Origin of the sequence: Mesorhizobium sp. M0062 (assembly GCF_040323125.1) — a bacterium.
GTDB lineage: Bacteria > Pseudomonadota > Alphaproteobacteria > Rhizobiales > Rhizobiaceae > Mesorhizobium.
In genome coordinates this window covers 54,769-79,305 of sequence record NZ_JAMYUO010000011.1, presented here as the reverse complement: position 1 = coordinate 79,305, position 24,537 = coordinate 54,769, and the positions used below count along the sequence as shown (strand labels likewise).

General features: G+C 63.1%; 27 protein-coding genes. 17 read left to right on the top strand and 10 right to left on the bottom strand.

The features are described 5' to 3' along the window. The first annotated feature begins 257 nt into the window (after nucleotides 1-257). Together NKJ64_RS15470 and NKJ64_RS15465 are read left to right on the top strand one after the other, a co-directional pair. On the top strand, nucleotides 258-1,379 hold the full coding sequence (locus tag NKJ64_RS15470) for an acyltransferase family protein (protein WP_352462878.1): 1,122 nt from the start codon (nucleotides 258-260) through the stop codon (nucleotides 1,377-1,379). A 253-nt stretch (nucleotides 1,380-1,632) separates the two neighbouring features. Continuing rightward, nucleotides 1,633-1,797, top strand: coding sequence for a hypothetical protein (locus NKJ64_RS15465; RefSeq protein ID WP_023715090.1), 165 nt, complete (start codon nucleotides 1,633-1,635; stop codon nucleotides 1,795-1,797). Nucleotides 1,798-1,830: 33 nt separating this feature from the next. On the opposite strand, the gene NKJ64_RS15460 is transcribed toward NKJ64_RS15465, so the two are convergent. From NKJ64_RS15460 to NKJ64_RS15450, 3 genes are all read right to left on the bottom strand, one after another. Beyond that, the gene (locus NKJ64_RS15460) at nucleotides 1,831-2,133 is read right to left on the bottom strand and encodes a DUF982 domain-containing protein (protein WP_023684743.1); all 303 of its coding nucleotides are present in this window, start codon (nucleotides 2,131-2,133) and stop codon (nucleotides 1,831-1,833) included. A 165-nt stretch (nucleotides 2,134-2,298) separates the two neighbouring features. Next, nucleotides 2,299-4,380 (bottom strand): ATP-dependent helicase, encoded by a 2,082-nt coding sequence (locus NKJ64_RS15455; protein ID WP_023727326.1) that lies wholly within the window; start codon nucleotides 4,378-4,380, stop codon nucleotides 2,299-2,301. Nucleotides 4,381-4,430: 50 nt separating this feature from the next. Continuing rightward, nucleotides 4,431-4,598: a hypothetical protein gene (locus tag NKJ64_RS15450; protein ID WP_023684745.1), complete on the bottom strand. Its 168-nt coding sequence runs from the start codon at nucleotides 4,596-4,598 to the stop codon at nucleotides 4,431-4,433. A 136-nt stretch (nucleotides 4,599-4,734) separates the two neighbouring features. Between NKJ64_RS15450 and NKJ64_RS15445 the strand changes: the two genes are divergently transcribed. After that, nucleotides 4,735-4,887 (top strand): hypothetical protein, encoded by a 153-nt coding sequence (locus tag NKJ64_RS15445; RefSeq protein ID WP_023693936.1) that lies wholly within the window; start codon nucleotides 4,735-4,737, stop codon nucleotides 4,885-4,887. A gap of 237 nt (nucleotides 4,888-5,124) precedes the next feature. Here the strand turns inward: NKJ64_RS15445 and NKJ64_RS15440 are convergent, their stop codons facing one another. Then, the gene (locus tag NKJ64_RS15440) at nucleotides 5,125-6,093 is read right to left on the bottom strand and encodes a LysR substrate-binding domain-containing protein (protein WP_023733891.1); all 969 of its coding nucleotides are present in this window, start codon (nucleotides 6,091-6,093) and stop codon (nucleotides 5,125-5,127) included. A 111-nt stretch (nucleotides 6,094-6,204) separates the two neighbouring features. Here NKJ64_RS15440 and NKJ64_RS15435 point away from each other — a divergent pair, with 111 nt between their 5' ends. The 5 genes from NKJ64_RS15435 (at nucleotide 6,205) to NKJ64_RS15415 (ending at nucleotide 10,872) form a co-directional block, all read left to right on the top strand. After that, nucleotides 6,205-7,038 (top strand): hypothetical protein, encoded by an 834-nt coding sequence (locus NKJ64_RS15435; protein WP_023684748.1) that lies wholly within the window; start codon nucleotides 6,205-6,207, stop codon nucleotides 7,036-7,038. Between the two features lie 43 nt (nucleotides 7,039-7,081). Further along, nucleotides 7,082-8,020 carry a DMT family transporter gene (locus tag NKJ64_RS15430; protein WP_023733892.1) on the top strand — a complete coding sequence of 313 codons (939 nt, stop codon included), beginning with the start codon at nucleotides 7,082-7,084 and terminating at the stop codon, nucleotides 8,018-8,020. After that, nucleotides 8,013-8,246: a hypothetical protein gene (locus NKJ64_RS15425; RefSeq protein WP_023733893.1), complete on the top strand. Its 234-nt coding sequence runs from the start codon at nucleotides 8,013-8,015 to the stop codon at nucleotides 8,244-8,246. Before NKJ64_RS15430 ends, NKJ64_RS15425 begins: the two co-directional genes overlap by 8 nt. Before the next feature lie 166 nt (nucleotides 8,247-8,412). Continuing rightward, nucleotides 8,413-8,859, top strand: coding sequence for a Ros/MucR family transcriptional regulator (locus NKJ64_RS15420; protein WP_023670270.1), 447 nt, complete (start codon nucleotides 8,413-8,415; stop codon nucleotides 8,857-8,859). A 135-nt stretch (nucleotides 8,860-8,994) separates the two neighbouring features. Further along, entirely contained in the window at nucleotides 8,995-10,872 is a 1,878-nt protein-coding gene (locus NKJ64_RS15415; RefSeq protein WP_023705325.1) for an ABC-F family ATP-binding cassette domain-containing protein, read from the top strand. Nucleotides 10,873-11,096: 224 nt separating this feature from the next. On the opposite strand, the gene NKJ64_RS15410 is transcribed toward NKJ64_RS15415, so the two are convergent. Next, nucleotides 11,097-11,435, bottom strand: coding sequence for a winged helix-turn-helix transcriptional regulator (locus NKJ64_RS15410; protein ID WP_023689072.1), 339 nt, complete (start codon nucleotides 11,433-11,435; stop codon nucleotides 11,097-11,099). Between the two features lie 125 nt (nucleotides 11,436-11,560). Here NKJ64_RS15410 and NKJ64_RS15405 point away from each other — a divergent pair, with 125 nt between their 5' ends. The 3 genes from NKJ64_RS15405 (at nucleotide 11,561) to NKJ64_RS15395 (ending at nucleotide 15,149) form a co-directional block, all read left to right on the top strand. Beyond that, on the top strand, nucleotides 11,561-12,475 hold the full coding sequence (locus NKJ64_RS15405) for an NAD(P)-dependent oxidoreductase (protein WP_081730967.1): 915 nt from the start codon (nucleotides 11,561-11,563) through the stop codon (nucleotides 12,473-12,475). Continuing rightward, entirely contained in the window at nucleotides 12,468-12,881 is a 414-nt protein-coding gene (locus tag NKJ64_RS15400) for a GFA family protein (RefSeq protein ID WP_023689070.1), read from the top strand. The genes NKJ64_RS15405 and NKJ64_RS15400 overlap by 8 nt, the downstream gene beginning before the upstream one ends. A gap of 159 nt (nucleotides 12,882-13,040) precedes the next feature. Beyond that, nucleotides 13,041-15,149, top strand: coding sequence for a molybdopterin-containing oxidoreductase family protein (locus NKJ64_RS15395; protein ID WP_352462877.1), 2,109 nt, complete (start codon nucleotides 13,041-13,043; stop codon nucleotides 15,147-15,149). A gap of 57 nt (nucleotides 15,150-15,206) precedes the next feature. Here NKJ64_RS15395 and NKJ64_RS15390 read toward each other — a convergent pair whose 3' ends face one another. Then, nucleotides 15,207-15,683 (bottom strand): Lrp/AsnC family transcriptional regulator, encoded by a 477-nt coding sequence (locus tag NKJ64_RS15390; protein ID WP_023689068.1) that lies wholly within the window; start codon nucleotides 15,681-15,683, stop codon nucleotides 15,207-15,209. A 103-nt stretch (nucleotides 15,684-15,786) separates the two neighbouring features. On the opposite strand from NKJ64_RS15390, the gene NKJ64_RS15385 reads away from it, so the two are divergent. The 6 genes from NKJ64_RS15385 (at nucleotide 15,787) to NKJ64_RS15360 (ending at nucleotide 21,611) form a co-directional block, all read left to right on the top strand. Beyond that, nucleotides 15,787-16,989 (top strand): diaminopropionate ammonia-lyase, encoded by a 1,203-nt coding sequence (locus tag NKJ64_RS15385; protein ID WP_023752542.1) that lies wholly within the window; start codon nucleotides 15,787-15,789, stop codon nucleotides 16,987-16,989. Nucleotides 16,990-16,991: 2 nt separating this feature from the next. Next, nucleotides 16,992-18,239: a Zn-dependent hydrolase gene (locus NKJ64_RS15380; RefSeq protein WP_031196559.1), complete on the top strand. Its 1,248-nt coding sequence runs from the start codon at nucleotides 16,992-16,994 to the stop codon at nucleotides 18,237-18,239. Next, the gene (locus NKJ64_RS15375) at nucleotides 18,232-19,404 is read left to right on the top strand and encodes an amidohydrolase (RefSeq protein ID WP_023743827.1); all 1,173 of its coding nucleotides are present in this window, start codon (nucleotides 18,232-18,234) and stop codon (nucleotides 19,402-19,404) included. The genes NKJ64_RS15380 and NKJ64_RS15375 overlap by 8 nt, the downstream gene beginning before the upstream one ends. A 96-nt stretch (nucleotides 19,405-19,500) precedes the next feature. Next, nucleotides 19,501-20,304 (top strand): agmatinase, encoded by an 804-nt coding sequence (speB, locus tag NKJ64_RS15370; RefSeq protein ID WP_352462876.1) that lies wholly within the window; start codon nucleotides 19,501-19,503, stop codon nucleotides 20,302-20,304. Between the two features lie 63 nt (nucleotides 20,305-20,367). After that, the gene (gene dapB / locus NKJ64_RS15365; protein ID WP_352462875.1) at nucleotides 20,368-21,141 is read left to right on the top strand and encodes a 4-hydroxy-tetrahydrodipicolinate reductase; all 774 of its coding nucleotides are present in this window, start codon (nucleotides 20,368-20,370) and stop codon (nucleotides 21,139-21,141) included. 236 nt (nucleotides 21,142-21,377) lie between these two features. Further along, entirely contained in the window at nucleotides 21,378-21,611 is a 234-nt protein-coding gene (locus tag NKJ64_RS15360; protein WP_352462874.1) for a DUF680 domain-containing protein, read from the top strand. A 192-nt stretch (nucleotides 21,612-21,803) separates the two neighbouring features. Here NKJ64_RS15360 and NKJ64_RS15355 read toward each other — a convergent pair whose 3' ends face one another. From NKJ64_RS15355 to purM, 4 genes are read right to left on the bottom strand one after another with little or no spacing between them, the layout of a single operon-like run. Continuing rightward, entirely contained in the window at nucleotides 21,804-22,319 is a 516-nt protein-coding gene (locus tag NKJ64_RS15355) for a SixA phosphatase family protein (protein WP_352462873.1), read from the bottom strand. A gap of 10 nt (nucleotides 22,320-22,329) precedes the next feature. Further along, nucleotides 22,330-22,662 (bottom strand): hypothetical protein, encoded by a 333-nt coding sequence (locus NKJ64_RS15350; RefSeq protein ID WP_023731097.1) that lies wholly within the window; start codon nucleotides 22,660-22,662, stop codon nucleotides 22,330-22,332. 22 nt (nucleotides 22,663-22,684) lie between these two features. Continuing rightward, nucleotides 22,685-23,392: a phosphoribosylglycinamide formyltransferase gene (gene purN / locus NKJ64_RS15345; protein ID WP_023670282.1), complete on the bottom strand. Its 708-nt coding sequence runs from the start codon at nucleotides 23,390-23,392 to the stop codon at nucleotides 22,685-22,687. Next, nucleotides 23,389-24,468, bottom strand: coding sequence for a phosphoribosylformylglycinamidine cyclo-ligase (purM, locus tag NKJ64_RS15340; RefSeq protein ID WP_023670283.1), 1,080 nt, complete (start codon nucleotides 24,466-24,468; stop codon nucleotides 23,389-23,391). The genes purN and purM overlap by 4 nt, the downstream gene beginning before the upstream one ends. Between the last annotated feature and the right edge of the window lie 69 nt (nucleotides 24,469-24,537).

Genomic DNA, 24,537 nt, shown 5'->3' with positions numbered 1-24,537 from the left:
TCGTTTTTTGCGGAAGTAGCCGTGCGGAGCAGCTAAGTGCCACGGCACCTTGCTTTGCCGGTCGGCCGGCCCGAATGCCAGGAACAGTTCGTGGCTCTCGCACTGTCTAAACTCGCGGAAACAGTTAGCTTCCGGGCTTTTGACATCAGCCTGTGGAGCGATGAAAGGAGTGAATCGACAATCTTAAGAGAGATGATAGGTTAATCAAGAAATGCCCGCAATATGCCAAAGAAAATATCGTTTTTTCTGGGTGAGATATGAATCTTCGCTCGAAATCACTTTCAATACAAGCGTTAAGAGGGATCGCTGCAACTTTAGTTGTTTTTTTGCATATTTGTACGGTCTCATCATTTGGCAAGAACCAATGGGGAGCTACGGCCTACAACTTTTTCTTGCATTTCGGAGCGTTCGGGGTCGACATTTTTTTCGTCGTCAGTGGCGTAATCATCGCAGGTCTCCTGCAGCAGCAGAACGCGGGTCACCCTTTTTATTCCCTGCAATTCCTTATGCGGCGCTTTGTCAGGATCTATCCGATCTATTGGCTTTCCCTCGGCGCGACAATCGTCGTGCTGCTCAGCAGCGGGGGTCTCTATCCCGTCGATTTTTCACAATTGACGCCGAAAACCCTCGGCTTGGTGACGACGAATTTTCTGCATCCGGTCAGTTGGACGCTTTGCTTCGAAATTCAATTTTACCTTGTCGCGGGTTTGGCCATGCTGTTCGGTCGAAGGTCGGGAGCGGTGATCGCTGTCTGGGGCGTAGCCCATATTGTGGCTGTGACTGCAGCAGAGCGCGGCTGGGGTCATGGATTGTATTTTGCCGCCCCTATCACAGTGGAGTTCCTGCCGGGATTGCTGATCGGTTATGTCGCGAGCCGCCGATCGCTGCCATTTCCGAGAGTCTGCATAGTTCTGGGCTGTGTCATTGTGGCTGTAGCCGGTTATTACGCTGGGCCGATGCTCGGGACCACGACCGGCCTGCTTCGCCTCGCCATCTATGGAACGGCTGCGTCGCTGATCGTATGGGGCGCGCTGTCATTGGAGGGCGCCGGCTCGCGCCCAGCCAAGTGGGTCACATTTCTGGGCGATATTCCATACTCGACCTATATGTGGCATTGGCCGACCATGATCGCAGTGTCGCTGTTGTTCGGTGCCTGGTTGAGCCATTCAGCGGGTGTCCTCTCCTACATCGTTACCACAGGCGTTTGTGTCCTGATGGTAAGCTGGGCAAGCTATCGATGGATCGAGCGCCCGTCCACGCGGTGGGCAGGCGGGCTGTTCAAAAGGCCGCCGCGATCCGGGCAGATGGCGGCAAGCTCTCCAGTCGCCGCAGTGCCGCTGCCTGCGCTGTCGGAACGGTTGGCGATTCGCCAAACCTGAGACTTGGTTTGGCCAGGCATGCGGCCCCTGCCGGCAAATGGCAGCAATCCGTGGCCAGCCGCGATTCGTTCATCCCTTGGCATTAATCTCTGGCGAGCCGATCTTCGGCCGCAACGGCCTTTGAAATGGCTGCTGGCGTCACCGCGATTTCATCACTGGCATCGTGCCAATGAGCGCGAAGCCTGGGACAAGAATTTCGCCGGGCAGCTGCCTTTGCTCGACATGCTGGGAGGCACATTGTTCATGCCCGAGGATGCCGCAGAAATACGGCACCGATGACCCGGTTCCCTCGCTCTATCATCGGCAGCTTGCCTATCCCTTTGTTGGCGATCAACTCTTTGTCGGCAACACCGAACAGACCGCCCCGTCGGCAAGGCTGGCACAGGCCTCGCCGACGTCTGCCGGCAAGTCCGAGTGATCTTTTTGCTGGGCAGGCCCGGTCCCGGCCGTCTCAGACGGCGTAGCCGCCATAACCGTGTGCGACCGGCTTGACCGAGACGGCCGGCTGGACCGCGGGCCAGAGGATGCCTGCCGTGACTGCAAAGGTGATCAGGGCATCGCGTGCGGCCTCAGTCGAGATTTCGCCGGCGCGCGCCGCCTCGCAGGCCCTCACGGCCGCGCCATAGCTCAGGCGCCGGCGTGATGGCGGAAATTCGGTCAGGAAATCATGCATGTCGAACAGCGAGGCGAGCATGCGTTTGTGGCCGGCGCCAACGCTAACGGCAACCGGGGTGAAGAACATCGCGTCGTGCATTCTGGCCTCTCTGGATGGGCGGAAGGGCGACGGTCGCCGCTCTCCGATCGCGGGTTGGACGCCAGAAAACGCGGCCGGCGGCCCGAGGTTCCCTGAGAGATGCCATGACAGGACGATTTGCTTCTTGAGGTCGCTCCCCGGCCGGCATCCGCGTTGCGGCGGCTTCTATTTCCACATGCCGCGCATGCGGGCGCCGAGGTCGACGCGGACTTCAGGTCTGTGGCGCGGATCGTCCTTTGCGTGGACGCTCGCCCAAGAGGTCTGCTCGAAAGCGCCGAGGATCGAGGCCGGGATGAAACGGGTTCGCGAGGCGTAGACGTGGCGGTCGCCGCGCGCTGCCTGGCCGTGGGTGAAGAAGCGCTGCGGCGTCACCAGATGCAGGCCGTCCTTGGCCCGCGTCATAGCGACGTAAAGCAGCCGGCGCTCCTCCTCGATGTCTTCCTTGGTGCCGACGCCGAGATCGGCCGGGATGCAGCCATCGACGGTGTTGAGCACGAAGACGTTCTTCCATTCCTGGCCCTTGGCCGAATGAATGGTCGACAGGATCAGATAGTCCTCGTCGCGGTGCGGCGGCCCGGCCTGGTCGCTGGTCGCATCCGGTGGATCCAGCGTCAGCTCGGTCAGGAAGCGCTCGCGCGAAGCATAGCCTGAACCGATCTGCTCGAGCTGCATGAGGTCGGCCCGCCGCGTCGTCGCATCCTCGTGCATGCGCTCGAGATGCGGCTCGTACCACAGCCTGACCTGTTCGAGATCGGCCGGCCATTTCCCCGACCGGGCGCGCAGGCCGGAATAAAGCGCAACGAAGGCTGGCCAGTCCTCAGCCGCGCGTTGCGGCGGCCGGTAGCGGGCCAGCCCCATTTCCTCATCGAGCGATGTCGCCATGGTCTCGACGATGGTGCTCGCCGCCGAAGGGCCGATGCCGGGCAGGAGCTGCAGCACGCGGAAGCCGGCGACGCGGTCGCGCGGGTTCTCGGCAAAACGCAGCACCGAAAGCACATCCTTGACATGGGCGGCGTCGAGGAATTTCAGCCCGCCGAACTTGACGAAGGGGATGTTGCGGCGCGTCAATTCGATCTCCAGCGGGCCGCTGTGGTGCGAGGCGCGAAACAGCACCGCCTGCGATTTCAGCACCGTGCCGGCCTCGCGCTCGGCAAGGATGGCCTGGCAGACATAGTTCGCCTGCTCCGCCTCGTCGCGCACGCTGACCAGTTTCGGCCTTTGCGAGGATTTGCGCTCCGACCAGAGCTTCTTGGTGAAGCGCTCCGATGCCTCCGAGATGACCGCATTGGCTGCCGCCAAAATGGTCTCGGTCGAGCGGTAGTTGCGCTCCAGCATGATGACATCGGCGGCTCGCGCGAATTGTTGCGGGAAATCGAGGATGTTGCGCACGTCCGCGGCGCGAAACGAATAGATCGACTGCGCGTCGTCGCCCACCACCGTCAGTCCGGCGCCGTCCGGCTTCAGCGCCGAAAGGATCGAGGCCTGCAGCCGGTTGGTGTCCTGGTATTCGTCGACCAGCACATAGTCGAAACGCGAGCCGAGATGCGCCGCGATCTCCGGCTCGGCGGCCATCTGCGCCCAGTAGAGCAGGAGGTCGTCGTAATCGAGCACGTTCTGCGCCTGCTTGGCTTCGACATATCGGGCGAACAGCGCCTTCAGTTGTTCGGTCCAGCCGGCACACCAGGGAAAGGCCGAACCCAGCACCTCGCCGAGCGGCGCTTGCGCGTTTACTGCGCGCGAATAAATCGCCAGGCAGGTGCCCTTGGTCGGAAACCGGCTTTCGGTCTTCGAGAATCCAAGCTCATGCCGGGCAAGATTCATCAGGTCGGCGGAATCCTCGCGGTCATGGATGGTAAAGGCGGGGTCGAGGCCGATCGTCAGCGCATAGTCACGCAGCAGCCTGGCGCCGATGCCGTGAAACGTGCCGGCCCAGGCCAGCGCATCGGCGATGACGGACGCGTCTCGGCCCAGCACCTCGCCGGCGATGCGTTCGACCCGCCTAGCCATTTCGGTGGCGGCGCGGCGCGAGAATGTCATAAGCAGAATGCGTCTGGGATCAGCCCCCTTGACGATCAGATGCGCAACCCTGTGGGCGAGCGTGTTGGTCTTGCCGGAGCCGGCGCCGGCGATCACCAGCAGCGGCCCGGCGATCTGGCCGTCGCCATGTTCGACGGCGAGCCGCTGCTCGGCGTTGAGCTTCGCCAGATAGGCGGGCTGCAAGGACGAATCATTGATGGCGATGGTCATCGCCTATCAAGCATCGTTTCCGCTTTGTTCGCAACGGGCGGAAGTCGCCCTTACCGCCGTGGCGCGACACCCGTTGCCGCCGACTGGCGCCGCAAGGCGGCGCGTTCGTCGCCAGGCACCGGCAACGGATCGAAATTGTCGGGCACGTCCTTGATGATCTCCTTGGCGATGCGATAGGTCGCGTAAGCGAAAAGGCCGGTAATGAGCAGACGGATCATGGCGCGATCTCCTTTGGGCAACCAACCTCAGAGCCGCCGTTTGGTTCCAGCCGACGCGGCGTCGTTTGCGAGCGTGCAACCAAAGCCGAACCACCTCGTTGCCTTACGAAGGAGAGGGCAGACCTAGGAGGTCGCCATGAAGAGGCTTCTGATTCTGCTAGCCGCCAGCTTGGCGCTCGCCGCCTGCGACGGCGACATCCAGCCAACCAAAGCCCCGGTGCTCGATCAAACTCCGCAGACGGATTCGGCGCCAAAGCCGGCGGCCAGCGGCGATCAGCCGGCGCAATGATCGTTTTCCGGCGGGAGACGAGAAATGGCTTTCAGGAGAAGAAGGCCGGCGCCGCTTGGGAGGTGAGCTGATAGCGCCGGCCAGGCGGATATCAGGTCCGCCGCAACAACCGAAGATAGCTGAGTCTCTCGCCTGCGTCATGAGGTGGCAGTTTTCGTGCCGGTTCTGCTCGTGCCGTCTGCGCAAAACCAGCTGAAACGGCCGCAAATCCCGCAAGGCCGCGGAAAGAATCCGACCTCAGGCCATCGCCTGCCGCAGCACCGGGCCGCCGGCAATCCCGGCGTCCAACTGGCACTGCGTCAGCGCCGCCTCGGCCATTATCCACTGCTTGAACAGTTCCACCTTGCGCGTGTAGGGCGCGGTGACCGGGCAGACGAAATACCAGCCGGCGGTGTTGGGGTGATGCACGGCAAACGGCGCCACCAGCCTATCTGCGCGGATCTCGCTCGCCATATAGGCGCGGTTGGCGACTGCAAAGCCCATGCCGGCATTGGCCGCCTCATAGGACATCATGCAGGAATCGAAATAGATGCTCTTGGTCTCGCCGAGCACGGAACTCGCGCCGGCAAAACCCAGCCACGACTGCCAGTTCTGCGTGCAGGTGTCGGAATGCAGCAGCGTGAAATGCCTGAGGTCGTCGGGCGTCACCTTTGACGGCGGCCTGTCGCCGAGAACCTCGTGGAACAGCTTCCTGCTGCACACCGGCGTCAAATCCTCCTTGAACAGCAGGTCTGCCTTGAGGTCGGGAAAGCTGCCGTCGCCATAGCGGATCTCGAGGTCGAACTCGGAGGTGGCGAACTCATTGGTGGCGTAGGAGGTCGAGACCCGCATTTCGATTTCGGGATATTGCCGCTGGAACAGCGGCAGGCGGGCAAACAGCCAGCGCGCCGCGAACGTCGGCAGCACCGAAATCTTCAGCACATGTGCCTGCGACTGTCCGGTCGCCTCCATGCTGGCCGCCACGATGCGCTCCAGCGCCTCGCGAACGCGCGACACATAGGTCTCGCCCTCGGGCGTCAGCGACACCGCATTGCCGCCGCGCTGGAAGATCTTGAAGCGCAGCTGTTCCTCGAGGCTTTTGACGCGCTGGCTGACGGCGGAAGCAGTAATAAACTGCTCTTCGCCGGCGCGCGTGAAGTTACGGTGCCGGGCGGCACTTTCGACAATCTTCAGCGAATTGAGGTTGACCTGACTGAGCAGACGCACGCGTTTCGACCTTAAGCTGGGCTTACACTAGCACCAGCATTCCTAATTTTACAGGGGTGGGGAAATTAATCGACAGTTTACCAAGTGATGCCCCCATCCTGGAGAAGTAGAATGAACGCCCATACCATACCTGAACTGCGCTACGCGATGAGCCGAGAAGCCATTATCGGTCATGAGACGGCCTGGAAAGTGTCGGGTTTCGGCGTTGCGCAGTATCTGCATGGCTACGACCCGGCGCTGCTGGCGGCGATCGAAGAGGCGGCGTTGAAGCTCAAGGCCAGCCACGCCGTGCACAAGCACCTCGATCTGACCTTCATCACCGGCGCCGACCGTTTCATCCCGGAGATCAAGGAACTGCTGCATGACAAGCTGCGCCTGGAACGTCTGTCCGACATGATGGGCACCAAGCTCGAGCCCTATCCGCTGTCGATCGTCGGCTCGACCGTCACTTTCATGAATCCCAAGGACGGCGCCGTCGATTGGCATTGCGACGGTGTCCCGGTCACCGAACTCATTCCGCTGTCGATCAGCAATCCGCTGGTCGGCGGCCATCTCGAAATCTACTGCGACGATTCCGAGACCGGCCGCGCCATCCTTGAATCCGGCCGCGAGATTCCGCGCAACCAGGTCATGCGCATCGACCACAAGATGAACTACGCCACACTCGGTCAGTTTCTCGGTGTGCTGCACCGCACCGCGCCGATCCAGCTCGGCTCACGCGTCACGCTGGTCCTCAACCAGCGCTCTGTGGCCAAGCCCTACGTCGACGACAATCGCATGTTCTATCTCGCAGCCGACAATGATCACGATCGCGAATGGGTCAACGAACTGGCCGAAGACGTCTGGACGAACCAGCTGCCGGCCTATCGCCGCTTCGAGGAAGAGCGTCCGGTTGCGGCGGCGACCGATGCGCCGGTCCCGGGCGGATCAAGGGAATCATGGTAGCCAGAGCATAGAAGTGGACGCCTGTTTGGCCGTCGGTAACATCATGGTCGGCGATAAGGACAAGGCACCGTCTCGGCGATTCCGGGGTGGATCGGGCTCGCCGTCGGCCCTGGTCTTCGCCGCCGGCGCGGTCGCCCTGTGGTCGACCAACGCGCTGGTCGGCAAATCCCTGCTGGCCAGCCATCCGGTGTCGCTCGTGCAGTTGCTGCAGTTTTGTGGAGCGGCTCTGGTGTTCGCCGTCATCCATCTGGCGAGCCGGAAGGGGGACACGCAAGACGCAGCCTTTGCCAAGGGTGCTGACGGCACCCTGGCGCCGGTCGCGGTCGGCTTTATTGGCCTGGTCGGCACCATGGTGCTGCAATACATCGCCTTTGCCTCCATGCCGGTGATCGAGGCCAATCTCGTCGCCTACACCTGGCCGCTGATGGTCGCGGCGGCGGTCATCGTGCTGGGCAAGCGGCAACGCCCCGTGCTGCTGGGTTTGACTGCCGTGTTCGGCTTTGTCGGCGTGGCGCTGGTGATCTCGGGTGGTCGCGGCCAGCCTTTTCTCCAGGGCAGCATCGTCGGCTATCTCGCTGCCTTCGGCTCGGCGCTGTGCATGGCCTTCTATTCGATTGCGGTCGCCCGCCTGGCCACACCGTCGGAGCGTTTGCTTTTGCCTTCGGCATTGGTCGGCGTCGGCCTGACCTTGCTATGGTGTATTCACGACGGCGCAGCCTGGCCATCCAGCGAGCACCTCCTGCTTGGCCTCTATCTCGGCGCCGGCCCGATGGGGCTGGGATATTATTTCTGGTCGCGCGCCTTGAAGCTTGAAGGCGGCGGCAAGGTTGCGGTCATCGCCTATCTGACGCCGATCGCATCGACGCTGCTGCTGACGCTGTCGGGCGAAAGGCTGACGCTGACCGCGATAGCCGGTGCGGTCCTCGTCATCGGCAGCTGTATTGCGGTGGGCATAGAACGCTCGGAGGCTGAACATGCTTGACGACGATGAACGCCTCGCCAGACAGGAAGCATTCTGGCTGCTCAAGGAGTTCGGCGCCGAGGCGCCGCTCTACGCCGCCATGAAGGCCGAAAAGGCGATAGAGCAAAAAGATTTCGGCCGGTGCGCCCGCTGGAAGCGCATTCTGGAGATACTGGCCGACTCCAAACCTGCCGGGTCCGTGCAGTTGAAATCTGCTGGCGCGAAGTCGGCCGTTTCCAAGTATTAGATTTTCTAATTTGCAACGTTGCAACCTGTTGTGGAAACATCCTCCTGTTCCGATTCTTGATCGTTTATTGAGACTTAGCGACCCGTTGGGGGGTGCAGCTAGGTCGATACATCAAGAGAAGTCTTAAAAAAAGCCGGCAACTTCATGACCGGCGGGAGAAACAGAATTGCACACCATCGACAGCAAGACCGCTATTGAACTGACTGCTGACATCGTCTCGGCCTATGTCGGCAACAATCCTCTCCCTGCGTCCGGCCTGCCGGATCTGATCGCCAGCGTCAGCGCATCGGTGCGCAAGCTGGGCAGCATTGCCGCCGTGGAAAGCCCCGCGCTGAACCCCGCTGTCAATCCGAAGCGGTCGGTGTTTCCCGACCACATCGTCTGTCTGGAAGATGGCAAGAAATTCAAGTCGCTGAAACGCCACCTGATGACCGACCATGGTCTCAGCCCGGAGGAATATCGTGGCAAATGGGGCTTGCCGTCGGACTATCCGATGGTGGCGCCGAACTACTCCGCGACCCGTTCGGCACTGGCCAAGTCCTCGGGCCTCGGCCGCAAGCCGGCCGTTCCGGCCGCCGCGGCCAAGGTGACGAAGCGCAAACCCAAAGCCTGAACCAGGCAGCCTCTGAAAAGTCAGTCTGCTGTTTGCAATGGACGGCGCGCTAAAGGCGCGCCGTCTTCATGCCTTATGCCCCCGCCAGCGCCCAGGCCCTTGCGAAGCGCCGCCCTCCCGTGCAAAAGCCCCGGCATGCTTATCATCAACGATCTTTCGCTCCGCATGGCCGGACGCTTGCTTCTCGATCATGCCTCGCTGACCTTGCCGGCCGGCACCAAGGCCGGCCTCGTCGGCCGCAACGGCACCGGCAAGACGACGCTGTTCAAGGCCATCACCGGCGACTTTCCCTCCGAGACCGGCTCGATAAGCCTGCCCAAGAACACCCGCATCGGCCAGGTGGCGCAGGAAGCGCCCGGCACCGAGGAGCCGCTGATCGAAATCGTGCTCAAGGCCGACCTCGAGCGCACCGCATTGCTCGAGGAGGAAAAGACCGCCACCGACGCGCACCGCATTGCCGACATCCATATGCGGCTGGCGGATATCGATGCGCATTCGGCGGAATCCCGCGCGGCCACCATCCTCGCCGGCCTTGGCTTCGACGACGCCGCGCAGCGCCGCCCGGCCTCGTCCTTCTCCGGCGGCTGGCGCATGCGCGTCGCGCTTGCCGCCGTGCTGTTTGCCGAGCCCGACCTTCTGCTGCTTGACGAGCCGACCAACTATCTCGATCTCGAAGGCACGCTGTGGCTGGAAAACTACGTGTCGAAATATCCGCACACGGTGCTTCTGATCTCGCACGATCGCGACCTGCTCAACCGCGCCGTCAATTCCATCGTTCATCTCGACCAGAAGAAGCTGACCTTCTGGCGCGGCGGCTACGACCAGTTCGAGCGCCAGTACACCGAGCAGAAGGAATTGCAGGAGAAGGGCCGCGTCAAGCAGGAAGCCGCGCGCAAACACATGGAGTCCTTCGTCGAACGCTTCCGCGCCAAGGCTTCGAAGGCGAGACAGGCGCAGTCGCGCATCAAGGCGCTGGAGAAGATGAAGCCGATTGCCGCGATCGTGAACGACACGGTGCGGCCGTTCTCTTTCCCCGAACCGGTGAAAACGGTGGCGTCGCCGATCATTGCCTTGAACAACGTCAATGTCGGCTACACCGAGGGCCAGCCGATCCTGAAGAAGATGACGCTGCGCATCGATGCCGACGACCGCATCGCGCTGCTCGGCGCCAACGGCAACGGCAAGTCGACCTTCGCAAAGCTTCTGTCGGGCCGGTTGAAGCAGGAGAGCGGCACCATGACGGTGGCGCCGGGCCTGAAAGTGGCTATCTTCGCGCAGCATCAGCTCGACGATCTCAGGCCTGATGAAAACGCCTACGAGCATGTCCGCCGGCTGATGCCGGAGGCGCCGGAATCCAAGGTACGTGGCCGCGTCGCCCAGTTCGGTCTCACCACCGAGAAGATGAACACCGCCGCCAAGGACCTGTCCGGCGGCGAGAAGGCGCGCCTGCTGATGGGCCTGTCGGCCTTTGAAGGGCCGAACCTGTTCATCCTCGACGAGCCGACCAACCATCTCGACATCGACAGCCGCGAGTCGCTGATCCATGCGCTGAACGAATTTCCCGGCGCCGTCATCCTGATCTCGCATGACCGCCATCTGCTGGAAGCGACGGCCGACCGGCTGTGGCTGGTCAAGGATGGTGCGGTCAACCCGTATGACGGCGACCTGGAGGACTACAAGACGCTGGTCACCGGCGTGTCGGGTGACCGCCGCGGCAAGCGCGAGGCCGAGAAGGCATCCAAGGCCGATCGCCGCCGCGATGCCGCGGCGCGCCGCGCCGCCTTCGAGCCGCTGGCAAAGGAAATCCGCGCCACCGAAGCGCTGATGGACCGCATCCGCAAGCGCATCGACCTGATCGAGGATGAACTCGCCAATCCGGCGGTATACGAGAAGGATCCATCGACGGCGACCCGGCTGGCCAAGGAGCGCTCGCAACTGGCACAGCAGCTTGCCGGTCACGAGGAAAAGTGGCTGACCATGTCGGCGGAGTATGAAGAGGGCACGGCGGAGTAAAGCGGCCGGTTGCGCCCAGTCGCATGATGAAAGGCCAGCGAACGCCGGGACGCTGCAAAGCAGCGGGGGATCCAACAGGGGGCTGAAAAGCCTTCGGCACCGAGGCTCTTGCTACGGCTTCTCTTACGCACCCGGGCGACGCGGCCCGGTGTTTATTGCCGTCTTCGGCGTCGAGAAGCGGACCGTAATTTGGCTCGCGCGGATCACCAAACGAGCTCCTGCTTTCAGGCGGCTTTCCGCTGAACTTTCCACGTCTCGTGCCGCTTCCCCCATGCCGACATTGCGGTCACGGCATCGTTCAGGCTGAAGCCCAGTGGCGTCACCGAATATTCCACGCGCGGCGGTACCTGGTCATAGGCGCGTCGGCTGACAAGCCCGTCGGCCTCCATCTGTCGCAATTGTTGCGCGAGCATCTTCTCACTGATCCCCGACAACCGCCGGTGCAATTCGGCGAAGCGGTGAGGCCGCAGGTGCAATTCCCACAACAACGAGGTTTTCCACTTTCCGCCGATTGCCTGCATCGCGGCAGCAAAGCCGCAGCTGTCTGTTTCCTTGCTCCTCATGTGACTACTCCTGACATGATTCCAATAACTTACCTCAAGGTGCGTACTTCTCAACGCAGGAAGAATATATATCTTCAGATTAGCGCGCCAAAGACAAACCAGCTATCGCTATCGGAGAAATCGTCATGAAATCCAATGTCTGCGTGCTCGGCGCGGGCCGCATGGGCTCGTCCATTGTTCGAACGTTGCTCGACCGAAATTATCCAACATCGGTGTGGAATCGTACTGCGGCCAGGTGCCAGCCCCTAGGTATTCTTGGTGCGAGGGTAGCCTCTTCAGTCGAGGATGGAATCCGGTCGGCCGATGTCGTGATCATAAATGTTCTGGATTATGCCGCTAGCGATGCGCTGCTCAAGCAGCGCAGTGTTGCTTCGGCACTGGCCGGCAAAGCCATCGTGCAACTCACCTCCGGCTCAGCGCGCTTGGCACGGGAGGAAGCGCGCTGGATAGAAGCGCATGGCGCCAGCTATCTGGACGGGGCGATCCTGGCGACCCCGGATTTTATCGGCAAACCCGACACAGCATTGCTTTATTCAGGCTCCCGCGCCGTCTACGAAACGAACAAGACCCTGCTCTTTGCGCTTGGCGGCGGCACAAGTTATGTCGGCGAGGTGCCGGGCCAGGCCTCCGCGCTTGATACCGCGCTGCTCACGCAGATGTGGGGCGGGCTCTTTGGCGCGCTCCAGGGCATGGCTGTCGCCGAGGCCGAAGGTCTCGATCTGGAGACGTTCAGGAGCCATCTGACTGCATTCAAGCCGGTTGTCGATGCCGCCTTGTTCGATGTGGTTGACCGGACGAAGGCGCGCCGTTTTGCCGGCGACGACGCAACGCTCGCGTCATTGGGCGCCCACTACAGCGCCTTCCGGCATCTGCTCGAAGCATGCCAGGAACGAGGTCTCGACGCTGCCATGCCGCGCGCCATGGACGCAATTTTCCAGCAGGCGCTTTCTGGCGGGCGCGCAGATGATGATTTTGCATCTCTCTCGCCCCTGTTCGGAAATAGTTCGCCGCATCATGGCAGGGAGCCTGCGAATGCGTGATGGCAAGACCAGGCGACGGGCGACCTGCTCGTGTCGCGGGGTGGAACTGGTGCTCGCCGGGGAGCCTCGGCGCGTCTATGCCTGCAGCTGCCTGGAATGCCAGAGATGCACGGGCGCAGCGTTCTCATACCGAGCCATTTATGACGACTCCGCCATAGTCGACCGAAAAGGCGAGACGAAATCCTGGCGACGAAACGGCTCGTCAGGGCAATGGCTGGAGCAGACATTTTGCACCACATGCGGATCGATCGTCTTCATGCGTGCCGAAGGCCTGACGGAAGCGCTGTCGGTATCTGTCGGCTGTCTGGAGGACCTGGAATTTCTGCCTCCGGCAATTCTTCATTGGCCCAACAGGAAGCACAAATGGCTCTGCCTGGAAGGCGTGCCCCAGGCAGAAGCCTCCTGAGGCAGATAGCTGACCGGCCCAGTCTTGGGTGGCGATCGGCTTGGCAGTGTCCTTGCCTTCTTCCCCAGGGGAGAAGGCAAGGGGCATTGCTCGCAGAGGCAAAGCGGTGCGCCACTTCTGGCCCTACACGCCGCCCGCGAAACCCGCTAAAAACCCCGCATGAACCAGCACGCCAAGCTCAGAATCGGCCACTCCGCCTGTCCGCATGATTGCCCTTCGACCTGCGCGCTCGAGGTCGAGCTGCTCGATGGCAACCGCATCGGCCGTGTCCATGGCGCCAAGTCCAATACGTATACGGCTGGTGTGGTCTGCGCCAAGGTCGCGCGCTATGCCGACCGTGTCCACCATCCCGACCGGCTGCTGAAGCCGCTTGTTCGCGCCGGGGCCAAGGGCGCCGGCGTCTGGAAGGAATCCAGCTGGGAAGCGGCACTCGACCTCGTCGCCGAGAAATTCATCGCGGCCGAGAAAAAATACGGCTCCGAGACCGTCTGGCCTTATTTCTATGCCGGCACGATGGGGCTAGTGCAGCGCGACGGCATCGACCGGCTGCGCCATGCGAAAAAATACTCCGGCTTCTTCGGCTCGATCTGCACCAATCTGGCCTGGACCGGCTGGATGATGGGAGCGGGCGCCTTGCGCGGTCCCGATCCGCGCGAGATGGCGAAGTCCGACTGCGTGGTGATCTGGGGCACCAATGCCGTGGTCACGCAGGTCAATGTCATGACCCACGCCATCAAGGCGCGGAAGGAGCGTGGCGCCAGGGTCGTCGTTATCGACGTCTACGAGAACGCGACGATCAAGCAGGCCGATATGGGCCTTGTGCTGAAGCCCGGCACCGATGGCGCGCTGGCTTGCGCGGTCATGCATGTGCTGTTCAGGGAAGGCATGGCCGACCGCGCCTATCTCGAAAGATACACCGACGATCCGAAGGGGCTGGAAGCGCATCTGGAGACGCGCACGCCGGAATGGGCGTCCGCCATCACCGGTCTTGCCGTCACCGAGATCGAGGCTTTCGCACGCCTCGTCGGCACGACGAGGAAAACCTATTTCCGCCTCGGCTATGGCTTTGCCCGCCAGCGCAACGGCGCGGTCAACATGCACGCGGCATCCTGCATCGCCGCCGTCACCGGCGCCTGGCAATATGAGGGTGGCGGCGCCTTCCATTCCAATTCCGGCATCTTCAAGCTCAACCAGGATGTGCTGGAAGGCACCGCGATGCGCGATCCCAATATTCGCCATCTCGACCAGTCGCGCATCGGTCCGGTGCTGACCGGCGCAGCGGACGCGCTTTACGGTGGCCCGCCGGTGACGGCGATGCTGATCCAGAACACCAACCCGGTGAATGTCGCACCCGAGCAGCGGCTGGTGAAACATGGTTTTCTCCGTGATGACCTGTTCACCTGCGTGCACGAACAGTTCATGACCGACACGGCAAAGCTTGCCGATGTCGTGCTACCGGCAACGATGTTCCTCGAGCATGATGACGTCTACAAGGGCGGTGGCAACCAGCACATCACGCTCGGTCCCAAGCTGATCGAACCGCCGGAAGGGCCGCGCACCAACCACTTCGTCATCGAGCAATTGGCGCAGCGTCTCGGCGTCTCCGACCGGCCGGGCTTTGGCCTGACCGAGCAGCAGCATATCGACATCATCCTCGGCAAGCGCGGGCTGGGCTCCTTCGCCAGCCTCAAGGAAGACAAATGGGTCGACCTGCAGCCGGATTTCGAGGCGGCGCATTTCATCGATGGTTTCGGCCATGCCGACAAGAAATTTCACTTCCGCGCCAACTGGAGCGGGCAGGCGGCGCCCAACCGGCCGCCGAAAAGCATGGGCCTGTTCGGGCCGGTGGCGGAACTCCCCGAATTCCCCGACCATGTCGACCTGATCGAGGTCGCGAATGCCGAGCATCCGTTCCGGCTGACGACATCACCGGCGCGCAATTTTCTCAATTCGACATTCGCCGAGACACCGGTGTCGAGAGCCAAGGAAGGCCGGCCGGAACTCCTGTTGCATCCGGACGACGCTGCCGCGCTTGGCTTGGACGACGGCGACCGTATCGAGGTCGGCAACCGGCGCGGCGAGGTGGTGCTGCACGCAAAGCTGTTCGATGGCATCAAGCGCGGCGTGGTGATCGCCGAGGGCATCTGGCCAAACAGCGCCCATGAGCGTGGCGAAGGCATCAATGTGCTCACCGGCGCCGACGCACCAGCGCCCTATGGCGGTGCGGCCTTCCACGACAACAAGGTCTGGCTGCGGCCGGCGGGCTGAAGCAATTCCAGGAAAAGTGTGAGCGGTTTCCGTCCGGAATTGCATAGAAGTGACTGGCTATCCCGGCAGAGGCACCGTCAGCCCCACCTTGACACGGTCCATGGCAACGAAGGTGCGGAATTTTCGGACATTCTTGCTGTCGAAGAACAGTCTGCGCGTCAGCGCTTCATAGGCGCCCATGTCGGCCGCGGTGATGACTAGGATGAAGTCGGCCTCGCCGGTGACGTAGTAGCATTGCTGCACTTCGGGCTCTGCCGAGAATTGCCGCTTGGCCGCGTCGATCAGGTCCGAGCGTTCGCTCTCCAGTTCCACTTCGACGAAGATGGTGATGGGATGGCCGACCGCCGCCGGGTCGACCACGGCGACATTGCCCGCAATGACGCCGGACTGTTCCATGCGCTTGATGCGCCGCTGCACCGCCGGCGCCGACAGGTTGACGGCTTCGCCGATCAGCCGCTGCGGCGTCGTGTTGTCCCGCTGCAGGATGGCAAGGATGGCGAGGTCGAAACTGTCGAGCGAAGGCGATCGAGGCAAAGCGCTATCCTGGCGAAACAAACTTGCATTTCGAAGCGCCAATAACAGCGCTATTTGCGCCTCGGCTGCAATATGATTTCGTCACACCCAAAGGAGGCCACCCGTGTTCCTGCTCAACAGCAATGCCTTGCACCGCCGGCCGCTCGATCCGGTCGATGCCGAAACGCTGGGGAATGCCGGTGCCGATACGGTCGAGCGCTTTCTTGCCCATCGCGACAATCACCTCGCAACTCCGTTGCATGCATTGCCGACGCTGGCCGGCGAACTCGGCCTCGGCGCCGTCCACATCAAGGATGAAGGCTTTCGCCTCGGTCTCGGCAGTTTCAAGGCGCTCGGCGGCGCCTATGCCGTTTTTCGACTGGTGCTGGAGGAGGCGAGCCGATCGCTTCATCGGCCCGTTGACGTGGCCGATCTCAACCGGTTCGACGTCCGGGCGGTCGCTGCCGGCATGACGGTTGCCTGCGCCACCGACGGCAATCATGGCCGCTCGGTCGCGCAAGGTGCACAGTTGGTTGGCGCGAAAGCGGCAATCTTCGTTCACGCCGGCGTCAGCGAGGCGCGCATTGCAGCAATAGCCCGCTATGGCGCCGAGATGATCCGCGTCGACGGCAATTATGACGACTCGGTCAGGCAGGCCGCCGAGGTTTCAGCGGAGCAAGGCTGGACCGTGGTGTCCGACACCTCCTGGCCGGGCTACGAGCGCATCCCCGGTCTGGTCATGCAGGGCTATACGGCGATCGTGCGCGAAGCGTTGGGCCAGTTGCCGCAGCCGCCGACCCATGTCTTCGTGCAGGCCGGTGTCGGCGGTATTGCCGCCGCCCTGGCCGGCCATCTCGCCATCGTGCTCGGTGACGCCAGGCCGACCTTCATCGTCGTCGAGCCGGCCCGCGCCGCCTGCGTTGTCGCAGCCGCCCGGGCGGGCCACGTGGTCAAGGTCGCACACGATCAGCCGACGGTGATGGCGATGCTCGAATGCTACGAGGCCTCGCAAGTTGCCTGGCGCGTTCTGGCGCGGGTTGCCGATGCCTTCATGACAGTGGATGAGGAGGAGGCGGTCGCGGTGATGCGGCGGCTGGCACGGCCGGCTGGCAATGATCCAGTGATCGTCGCCGGCGAAAGCGGCGGCGTCGGTCTGGCCGGGCTGATCCGGGCGGTGGCCGACCACAAGGCCGCGCTCGGGCTCGACGACAAATCCCGCGTGCTGCTGATCAACACCGAAGGCGCCACAGACCCGCATCGCTATACCGAGCTGGTCGGGCAGAGCCCCGCCGATGTGCTGGCCGGCAAGCTGAAGGCCGAGGCATAGCCATGATCGGGATCGATGCACAGCGTCTGCTTGGCCGCATCCGGGAACTCGGCGCCGTTGGCCGCGACAGTGAGGATAGGCTGATCCGGCTCGCCGCCTCCGACACAGACAGACAGGGCCGTGACCTCTTTGTCGGCTGGCTCAGGCAGGCCGGGCTGGAAGTCGCCATCGACCGGGTCGGTAATATCTTCGGCATCTGGCAAAGCCCCGACAATGCCGGGCAGGCGCCGCTGCTCATCGGTTCGCATATCGACACCGTTATCGATGCCGGCATCTATGATGGCTGCTACGGCGTGCTGGCCGGGCTGGAGGTGATCGAGACGCTGCAGGCTTCGGGCTTTTCGCCGTCGCGCCCGGTCGCGGTCGCCGCTTTCACCAATGAGGAAGGCGTGCGCTACACGCCTGACATGATGGGCTCGCTATGCCATGCCGGTGGCGTCAGCGCCGAGGCCGTGCTGGCCGCCATCGGCACGGATGGCAGCGTGCTCGGCCAGGAGCTCGCCCGCATCGGCTATGCCGGCGACCGCGAACCCGGCTTCCTCAAGCCGCATGCCTATCTCGAACTTCATATCGAGCAAGGGCCGGTGCTGGAGCGTGAAGGCGTGCCGATCGGCGCGGTCGAGAATTTGCAAGGCATTTCCTGGCAGCGCATCACCATCGACGGCGCCGCCAACCATGCCGGCACCACGCCGATGTCGATGCGCAGCGACGCCGGCCACGCCGCCGCCCGCATCATCACCTTCCTGCACGATCGGGCCAGGGCTTCAAATGGGCCAACCGTGGCCACGGTCGGCACGATGCGCTTCGAACCCAACGCCATCAACGTCATTCCCGCGCGCGCCGTCTTCACCATCGACCTGCGCGATCCCGACGAACAGCGCCTGCAGGCGCATGAGGCGGCCCTTGCTGCCTATCTCGAGGAGCTTGAGGTTTCGGAGAACGTATCGATCTCGGTCGAGCGGCTCGCCCGCTTCGAACCGGTGCTGTTCGACATCGGCATCGTCGAACTGATCGAGGCGGCCGCGAAGAACCGCGGTCTCGGCGTCAGGCGCATGACATCGGGCGCCGGCCATGACGCGCAGATGATGGCCCGCCTCGCGCCGGCGGCAATGATCTTCGTGCCGAGCGCCGGTGGCATCAGCCACAATTCGCGCGAACACACTGAAGATGCCGAGCTTGTCGCCGGCGCCAACATCCTGCTTGATGTCGCCAGTGAGCTTGCAAAAGAGGTCGGGGAGAAAAATGGCTGAACTCGATCGTGATGCGCTGAAGCGGGAGATGACGGGCTGGCGGCGCGATTTGCACGCGCACCCCGAGTTCGGTTTCGAGGAAAAGCGCACCGCTGGCTTTGTCGCCGCGAAGCTGCGCGAATTCGGGCTGGACGACGTTGCAGAGGGGGTCGGCGGCACCGGCATCGTCGGCACGTTGAAGCGCGGCAGCGGCAACCGGGCGATTGCGCTCAGGGCCGACATGGATGCGCTGCGGATCACCGAGCAGTCCGCGACAGCCTATGGCTCGCAGAACCCCGGCATCATGCATGCCTGCGGCCATGACGGCCACACCACCATGCTGCTCGGCGCGGCAAAGCTGCTCGCCGCCGAGGGCGGTTTCGACGGCACCGTGCGTTTCGTTTTCCAGCCGGCCGAGGAGTGGGGCAAGGGCGCGCTGGCAATGCTCGATGACGGGCTGCTGCAGCGCTTCCCCTTCGACGAGATCTTTGGCCTGCACAACATGCCGGGCCTGCCCATTGGACATTTCGAGACCCGTGCCGGCCCGTTCATGTCGGCGGAGGACAATTTCGAGATCGTGCTCAAGGGGATCGGCGGCCATGCGGCGCGGCCACATTCCGGGAACGAGACGCTGGTCGCCGCCTGCGCGCTGGTCACCAATCTGCAGACCATCGTCTCGCGCCGGCTGAGCCCGGCCGACATTTCGGTGGTTTCGGTGACCGAACTGATCACCGACGGCACCCGCAACGCATTGCCCGGCCTCGCCCGCATCCTCGGTGACGCCCGCAGTTTTCGTCCCGAGGTCAGCGCCGAGATCGAGCGCCAGATGCGGGTCATCACAGCGGGTACCGCCGCCGCCTACAATGTCACCGCCGACGTGACCTATAGCAGGGAATTCGTGCCGCTGCAGAACGATGCCGACCTGGTGGACGCGGCCTTTGTCGCCGCAAGGCGCGTGCTGGCCTATGGCGCCGCCAGCATCGCGGCGGAGCCGATGACCGCCTCGGAGGATTTCGCCCGCTTCCTCGATCACGTACCGGGCTGCTTCGTCTTTCTCGGCAATGGCGAGACCTCGCCGCCGCTGCACAATTCCAGCTACGACTTCAACGATGACGGGCTGTTGCACGGCACGGATTTCCATATCGCGATCGTCAGGCAAAGACTGGGCGGCGCGATCGGGAAGTGACGCCTGATCGCCTTCGCAACTGGCCCAAGCGGCACTGCTATCGCCAGCCAGATGCCGGGTTTAGGGAGATTGCCTGTTGCCGGAGATCGCACGCCGATGACCAGGGTTTCGCTTCTGGGAATACCACATGACGAGAACTCGTCCTATCTCAAGGGCGCGGCTGCAGCGCCGGCCCTGATCCGGCGCGAACTCAAAAGCGACGCGCACAGCTCGTGGAGCGAAACCGGCTTCGATGTGGCGGACAGTTTCGTCGACCACGGCGACATCGACTTTTCAGGCGCCGGCGATCCGTGGGAGCGAATCGAGGCCGAGGTCGGCCGCGCGCTGGATGCCGGCCACCCGTTGATCAGCCTCGGCGGCGATCATGCCATCGCCTGGCCGGTGCTGCGTGCCGTGCGCCGCCGCCATGCCAGGCTAACGATCGTCCAGATCGACGCCCATCCCGACATCTACGATGCCTATCAGGGCAACAGGCGGTCCCACACCTCGTCCTTCGCGCGCATCCTGGAGGAGGGGCTGGCTGACCGGCTGATCCAGATCGGCTTGCGCACCCTCAATGATGAGCTTCGTGACCAGCTCAAGCGCTTCGGCGTCGAAATGATCGAGGCGCGGCATTTCAGCGAGGATCTGCAGCTCGATCTCAAGACGCCGGTCTATCTCTCGATCGATCTCGACGGCCTCGACCCGGCTTGTGCGCCCGGCGTGTCGCACCGCGAACCCGGTGGTCTTACAACCCGGCAAGTGATCAACCTGATCCAGCGGATCGACCAGCCCATCGTCGGCGCCGATGTCGTCGAATACAATGCAAGCCAGGACGTCTCCAATCTCACCGCGCTGGTTGCCGCCAAGCTGGTCAAGGACATCGCCGGCATGATGCTCAAGACGCATGGCGCCGGCTGAATCAATCTGGCAGGGCGGCATGGTAGATCATTGTTGTGACTCGCATTTCCAGTGAAAGCCGCCATGCCGCATCCATTGAAAATAGCCATAGCCGGCGCGCTCGGTCGCATGGGCCGGCAGATGGTCGATGCCGTCGAGACCGATCCCAGGCTGGCGCTCGTCGCCCGCTTTCACAGGCCGGGCAGCGCCGGCGAGGGGCTGGTCGAACGCGACGAAGCACTGGCGCTTGCCGATGTCATCATCGATTTCACCACGCCTTCGGCCTCCGTCGATCTTGCACAAGCTTGCGCGGCCTGCGGCGGCCCGGCGCTGGTCATCGGCTCGACCGGCTTCGAGCCGGCCGATCTCGCCGCCATCGCTACTGCTTCGAAGTCCGTCGCCATCGTTCGCTCCGGCAGCTACTCGCTCGGGCTCAGCATGCTGACCGGGCTGGTCGAGCAGGCGGCGCGAGCACTTGGTCCCGACACCGACATCGAAATCCTGGAAGCGCATCACCGCATGAAGGTCGACGCACCGTCGGGCACGGCGCTGATGCTGGGCGAGGCGGCCGCTCGCGGACATGGCGTCAGGCTGGACGATGTGGCGAAACGCATCGGCGACGGCCTTACAGGTCCACGCCCTGCCGGCGAGATCGGCTTTGCCGTGCTGCGCGGCGGCAGCATCGTCGGCGAGCACAGCGTGAGCTTGCTGGCCGAGGGCGAGACGCTCACGCTTTCCCATTCGGCGGGCCACCGCTCGATGTTCGCGCGCGGCGCCATTGCGGCAGCACGCTGGGTCGCCGTCCGGCCGCCCCGCGAATACGACATGCGCGACGTACTGGGCTTCACGACCTTTTGAGATGCAAGGGTAACGCAACGAGGGGCGTTGGAAGTCGGAGCCGCCTAGAGAATAGAATATTGCAACAACTACGCCATTTCGCGCCTTCCTAGAACGAACCGAACGGTTCGGTTCGCACATTTTTGTGATTGGCAATGGCAGCAACGCACACCCATTTCGGGGTGGTCCGAGCGACGCGAATTCCTCCCAAGGCACGCCACTTGACGGACAGGACTGAAAAATCTGGATTACCTGAAATGACCAAGATCGCACTTACCGCTGCTGCCGTCCTCCTTGCCACCGGCACCGCTTTCGCAGGCAGCGACCACTACGGCTCCGACGGCGTCAACCAGCCTGCTGTGACAGCGCCCGCCGGCAACATCGATCACAGTTATACCGCCTCGATCAGCAAGCCGGCCAGCCTCGGCGATTTCACGATCAAGGGCGACTCGAACCAGCCGGAATCCGGCCAGGGCATATGGGGTCGTTGATTTTCTGAGAAATCGACGACCACAAAGAGCGGTGGGCCCGGCCCACCGCTCTTGTTTTTATGCAATCGACTCGGGCCGCAAAGATCTTGAATCAATCCGCCAGCAATTGGTCCTATCTCCTTGTTTGACCGTGGTCTTTTCAAAACACGGTTTGCGGCTGTCACCTGCGGCTAGCCCGTTAAGCAGCTTGGTCTAGCTTAGATCCTTCGGCTTGATGCAATGCGTCAACCGGGCCGCGCCGAAGCCGAGATCCGCCCAGTCGCCGTCGATGACAAAGCGGGCAAGGGCGCCGGTCGGGAGTTTCTCTTCAAGTTTCCTTAGAGCAGCCACACCCGATCGCGGACCGGCGAGCCGGCGGGCAAAGTCCTCCAGGCCGGGATTATGGCCGAGCACCAGGAGACAGCTAGCCGATGCGACTGCCTGCTGCACCTCGGCCAGAATGTCGCCAGCCGTGGCTTCGAAAAGCGCCTCGGCGAACTCCACCGTTACGCTCGCCGAAAGTTCCGCCGAGACCAGCCGCCATGTCTCGCGCGTGCGCAGCGCCGGCGACACCAGCGCCAGGTCAGGCTGCCAACTGCGCCGGGCCAGTTCGCGCCCCATCAGCGGCGCCGTCTTCAGCCCGCGCGGCCCGAGCGGCCGGTCGAAATCAGCAAGCGCCGGGTCGTCCCAGCTCGACTTGGCGTGGCGAAGAAGAAGCAGCTGTTTCATCTGTTAGATCTCAGGACCAGGGAATTTCGCGCTGGAAGTCCTTGCCGTATCCGCCACCGTATTTAGCGCCCGTAGCGGCATCAAAGGCTGCCGACAAAGTGCCGAAGACGAACAGGCCGACGCGCCTCTCATCTTTGTCCCATTGGACGGCAATATCCGCTTCGGTGATCGCCCAGGCACCCGATCGAATATGAATTGCGCCGATGATCCGCCCAACTACCTCGTCATGCGCTTCGTATAGGTAAAAATAAGCCGTGGCGTTTGCTGGCCCTTCAGTGTCGTCATATTCAAAGACGCCGGCGAGATCGCCTTTTCCCCGGATCGCGCTGTCAAAAATATCCAAGGGCTTTCAGGTCCTGAAGCGCCTACGGCGTGATCCGCGCCAGATGTTCGAGATCGCGCTCTTCGCGCAGCGGGTCGGGGGCCATCACCACGGAAGTTCCGTTTTCGGCATCGTCGGCGAAATGTGCCAGCACGGTGCGGCCGCCTTCCATGTGCGCCTTGCCGTCGGCGACCAGCCCGAGCGCCAGCGCATAAAGCCGGTGCTCGGCCTTCAGCACTCTGGCGGCCAGCGTGTCTTCGTTGTCGCCGACCATCACCGGCACCGCTGCCTGCGCGATGATCGGGCCGTCATCCATCTCTGATGTGACGAAATGCACCGTGCAGCCATGAATGCGAATTCCGGCGCGCAGGGCGCGCGCATGCGTATCGAGCCCTTTGAAGGCCGGCAGCAGGGCAGGGTGGATGTTGAGCATGCGCCCTTGCCACTTCTCGACCAGGCCGCGGGAGAGAATGCGCAGATAGCCGGCCAGCGCCACGATCTCGGCGTTGAACGCAATCAGAGCGGCGTCGATCGCCACATCATGCGCTTCCTTGCTGGCATGGTCGGCGCGCACGATGACTTTGGTCGGGATGCCGCGCGCGGCCGCGATGCCAAGGCCGGCGGCGTTGGCTCGGTCGGAGATGACGCCGACGATCTCGGCGGGATAGGCCGGGTCGCTCGCCGCCGCGATCAGCGCCGTCATGTTGGAGCCGCGTCCCGAGATCAGAACAACCGTGCGTTTCCTGCTCATAGGCCGATCGAGCCCCGATAGATGACGCCGGCGTCGCGGCGCGGCACGATGCGGCCGATCGGCGTCACCGTCTCGCCGGCCTCCTGCAGCACGGCTGCGACCTGTGCGGCCTGGCCGGAGGCGACGACGAGGATCATGCCGATGCCGCAGTTGAAGGTGCGCATCATCTCCTCCGGCGCCACGCCGCCAGTCTTCGCCAGCCAGGAAAATACCAGCGGCACATCGATGGCATTGAGATCGAGCTCTGCAGAAAAGTCCTTCGGCAGGACGCGCGGAATGTTTTCGGGAAAGCCGCCGCCGGTGATATGGGCCAGCGCCTTGATGCCATGCGTGTTGCGGATCGCCTTCAAGATCGATTTCACATAGATGCGGGTCGGCTCGAGCAGCGCTTCGGCCAGCGTAGCCTCATCGTTGAACGGCGCCGGATCGCTCCAGGCAAGCCCGCTGACGCCAACGATGCGGCGCACCAGCGAAAAGCCATTCGAATGCAGGCCCGAGGAAGCCAGCCCCAGCAGCACGTCGCCTTCGACAATATCGTCTGTCGGCAGCAACTGGCCGCGTTCGGCCGCACCGACGGCGAAACCGGCAAGGTCGTAATCCTTGTCGTTATACATGCCGGGCATTTCAGCGGTCTCGCCGCCGATCAGCGCGCAGCCGGCCTGTCGGCAGCCGATTGCTATGCCGCCGACGATTGCCGCCCCCTGGTCGGGGTCGAGCTTGCCGGTGGCGAAATAGTCGAGGAAGAACAGTGGCTCGGCGCCCTGGACGACGATGTCGTTGACGCACATGGCGACGAGGTCGATGCCGATCGTGTCGTGCTTGCCGGCATCGATGGCGATCTTCAGCTTGGTGCCGACACCGTCATTGGCGGCAACCAGCACCGGATCCGTGAAACCCGCCGCCTTGAGGTCGAACAGGCCGCCAAAACCGCCGATCTCGCCATCGGCGCCCGGCCGGCGCGTCGCGCGCACCAGCGGCTTGATCTTCTCGACCATGAGGTTGCCGGCATCGATGTCGACGCCCGCCTCGGCATAGGTGAGCCCGTTCTTGCGCTTGGCCCGGTCGCCCTTGCTCATCGTCGGCGCATCCCTGTTTCCCTCGGCGGCTCTTCGCATGAATGGTTTCGGGGGGCAAGGATGACGACA